Annotated in this window: 5 protein-coding genes; 4 read left to right on the forward strand and 1 reads right to left on the reverse strand. The window is 61.7% G+C overall.

Annotation, left to right across the window (positions count from 1 at the left end; genetic code table 11):
* From rpsK to rplQ, 3 genes are all read left to right on the forward strand, one after another.
* Positions 1-332: 30S ribosomal protein S11 (rpsK, locus tag EOA24_RS31815; RefSeq protein WP_127410479.1), on the forward strand; the 332-nt coding region annotated here is incomplete at its 5' end.
* 96 nt (positions 333-428) lie between these two features.
* Positions 429-1,439 carry a DNA-directed RNA polymerase subunit alpha gene (locus EOA24_RS31820; protein WP_040994640.1) on the forward strand — a complete coding sequence of 337 codons (1,011 nt, stop codon included), beginning with the start codon at positions 429-431 and terminating at the stop codon, positions 1,437-1,439.
* A gap of 104 nt (positions 1,440-1,543) precedes the next feature.
* On the forward strand, positions 1,544-1,975 hold the full coding sequence (gene rplQ / locus EOA24_RS31825; RefSeq protein WP_126082799.1) for a 50S ribosomal protein L17: 432 nt from the start codon (positions 1,544-1,546) through the stop codon (positions 1,973-1,975).
* 64 nt (positions 1,976-2,039) lie between these two features.
* Here rplQ and EOA24_RS31830 read toward each other — a convergent pair whose 3' ends face one another.
* Entirely contained in the window at positions 2,040-2,465 is a 426-nt protein-coding gene (locus EOA24_RS31830; RefSeq protein ID WP_126082798.1) for a hypothetical protein, read from the reverse strand.
* Between the two features lie 332 nt (positions 2,466-2,797).
* Here EOA24_RS31830 and EOA24_RS31835 point away from each other — a divergent pair.
* Positions 2,798-3,269 (forward strand): trypsin-like peptidase domain-containing protein (locus EOA24_RS31835; RefSeq protein WP_245501902.1); only part of this gene is annotated, 472 nt, incomplete at its 3' end.

Raw genomic sequence — 3,269 nt, forward strand, 5'->3', positions numbered from 1 at the left:
TTGCCCACGTCAATTCGACCTTCCACAACACCATGATCACCATCACCGACGCGCAGGGCAATTCGATTGCCTGGTCGTCAGCCGGTGCGCAAGGGTTCAAGGGTTCGCGCAAGTCGACCCCGTTCGCCGCCCAGATGGCTGCCGAGGACGTCGCCAAGAAAGCGCAGGAACACGGCATGCGCATGCTCGAGGTCGAGGTCTGCGGACCCGGCTCCGGTCGTGAATCGGCCCTTCGCGCGCTGCAGGCGGCCGGCTTCACCATTACCTCGATCCGCGACGTGACGCCGATCCCGCACAATGGCTGCCGTCCGCGCAAGAAGCGCCGCGTCTGATTTTAAGCGCCGCGCGAACGCCACGGCGTTCCTCCGCGGTTTTCCGTGTCGCCCGCCACGATTGGATGGTGGCGGGGCAAAGGAAGGAAGACATTTATGATCCAGAAAAACTGGCAGGAACTGATCAAGCCGAACAAGATCGAGTTCTCGTCGAAGAAGAAGACGCTGACCACGCTGGTGGCCGAGCCGCTCGAACGCGGCTTTGGCCTGACGCTGGGCAACGCGCTGCGGCGCGTGCTTCTGTCTTCGCTGCGCGGCGCGGCTGTCACCGCCGTGCAGATCGACGGCGTACTGCATGAATTCTCGTCCATCGCCGGCGTGCGCGAGGACGTGACCGACATCGTGCTCAACATCAAGGAAATCGCCATCCGCATGGAAGGCGATGGTCCCAAGCGCATGGTCGTGCGCAAGCAGGGCCCGGGCGCCGTGCTCGCCGGCGACATCCAGACCGTCGGCGACGTCGAGATCCTCAACCCCGACCACGTCATCTGCACGCTGGACGAGGGCGCCGAGATCCGCATGGAGTTCACCGTCGACACCGGCAAGGGCTATGTGCCCGCCGAGCGCAACCGCGCCGAGGACGCGCCGATCGGCCTGATCCCGGTCGACTCGCTCTACTCGCCGGTCAAGAAGGTCTCCTACAAGGTCGAGAACACCCGCGAGGGCCAGGTGCTCGACTATGACAAGCTGACCATGACCATCGAGACCAACGGCTCGATCTCGGGCGAGGACGCGGTCGCCTTCGCCGCCCGCATCCTGCAGGACCAGCTCGCGCTGTTCGTCAACTTCGACGAGCCGCAGAAGGAAGTCGCGACCGAAGCCGTCACCGAGCTCGCCTTCAACCCGGCGCTGCTCAAGAAGGTCGACGAACTCGAACTTTCGGTGCGTTCGGCCAACTGCCTGAAGAACGACAACATCGTCTATATCGGCGACCTGATCCAGAAGACCGAAGCCGAGATGCTGCGCACCCCGAACTTCGGCCGCAAGTCGCTGAACGAGATCAAGGAAGTGCTGGCGGCCATGGGCCTCCATCTCGGCATGGAAGTGCCGGACTGGCCGCCGGAAAACATCGAAGACCTCGCAAAGCGTTACGAAGACCAGTATTGAGCATGAATTCCAAGGATCGGCGGCGCGAGCCGCTCGATCCGACGGTCATGCGGAAAACCATCAGAGGCCGTGGCCTCTTGAACAACTGAAGAAGGAAAAGAGCCATGCGCCACGGTTTCAAAGGCCGTCGTTTCGCCCGCAGCATCAGCCATCGTAAGTCGATGTTCGCCAACCTCGCCGTGTCTCTGATCGAGCACGAGCAGATCGTCACCACCCTGCCGAAGGCGAAGGACCTGCGTCCGATCGTCGAGAAGCTCGTCACGCTCGGCAAGCGCGGCGACCTGCACGCCCGCCGCCAGGTGATCGCGCAGATCGGCAATGAAGGCGTCGTCAAGCGCCTGTTCGAGACCCTCGCCCCGCGCTACGCCACCCGCAATGGCGGCTACCTGCGCATCATGAAGGCAGGCTTCCGCAAGGGCGACAACGCTGCCATGGCGGTCATCGAATTCGTCGACCGCGACACCTCGGCCAAGGGCGCCGCCGACCGCGCCCGCCTCGAGGCCGAGGGCGCTAATGAGGAAGCCGCGGCCGCCTGAGGCACGGATACTCCGAGAAAGCGTTCAAGGGGCCTTCGGGCCCCTTTGTACTTTTGCCTGCAACCTATCGAACCAGGTTCAGGTAGTCCTGGCCAGCCAGGCACTGCCAATTGAACACCCCGGGCAGCTCTTTGGGGGCCTTCCGCGGATAGGAGTAGATGCTGTCAACCTTGGTTCGGGAGTCGATATTCCGGACAAGTTGCAGCACGGTCGAACTGTTCAAATATTCAATCACGTCGCGATTGCCGATGAAAGACGTGTCGACCTGGAAATGAATCTGGATGCCGCCGGCACAAACGTTCAGCAGGATGTCGTCGCTTAGCGCCGCGTAGTAGACGGAAGCCTGCGTGGGATCCCACAGGCCTGCTGCAAGGAATTCGGACGGCCTCGTTGCGCCGCTGAATCCATCTAGCGACACCTTCAGCTGTTTGGTCAAAGGTTCAAATTCACCCTCGAGTTGCGATGCCCCTTCGATCTGAAACCAATTCATCGAGTGGGGTGCGATGCTGTCGAAGGAAATCTCCAGGTTGCCGAAGAACCAGTAGACCGGAATCGGGTCACCTTCGCTGATATTCCATCCGTCGGGTGACCCGAGCCTGTGCTATCTCGATAAGCCTCATGTCGGGCGACACCGGTCCCAAGACACCGGTCGCCAGGAAATCGGGGAAGGAAGCGAGCTGCTTTTTCATGAAACGGACAACAGTACCAGATTGCGGATACAGCTATAGCCGGTTACTGGCTGAAAATAATTCGATTTCATCGCCTTAGCCTTTCATTCTGCACAATCGTCGGGACAATGGCGCCCGATCTGGAGGATTCGGAATGCACCTCAAACGACTGTTTCTTGTTGCTGCGCTGGCTCTATTCGCCGCGGCACCGGCCGCAAGACAGGCTTTTGCCGAGGATGCCGCTAAGCCGGCCGATCCAGGCCTCTCCGACGTGCTGACCGATCTGTTGCATGGCGTTGAAGGAGAGAACGGCACGTCCGGCCCCGACAAGCGCGTGCCGTTCGGCCGCGAGGAGGTGCAGCTTTCCTTCGCGCCGCTGGTCAAGCAGACCGCACCCGCCGTCGTCAACGTCTATGCCTCGCAGACCGCCAAGATGACGTCGCCTTTCGAGGGCGATCCCTTCTTCGAGGAATTCTTCGGCCGCGCCCAGCCGCGCGCGCAGTCTTCGCTGGGCTCGGGCGTGCTGGTCGATCCGAGCGGCGTCATCGTCACCAATTTCCATGTCATCAAGGACGCCGATGAGGTGAAGGTCGCGACAGCCGACGGGCGCGAGTTCACCTCCAAGG

This window comes from Mesorhizobium sp. M2A.F.Ca.ET.039.01.1.1 (assembly GCF_003998035.1).
In the GTDB taxonomy this organism is placed as follows: Bacteria; Pseudomonadota; Alphaproteobacteria; order Rhizobiales; family Rhizobiaceae; genus Mesorhizobium.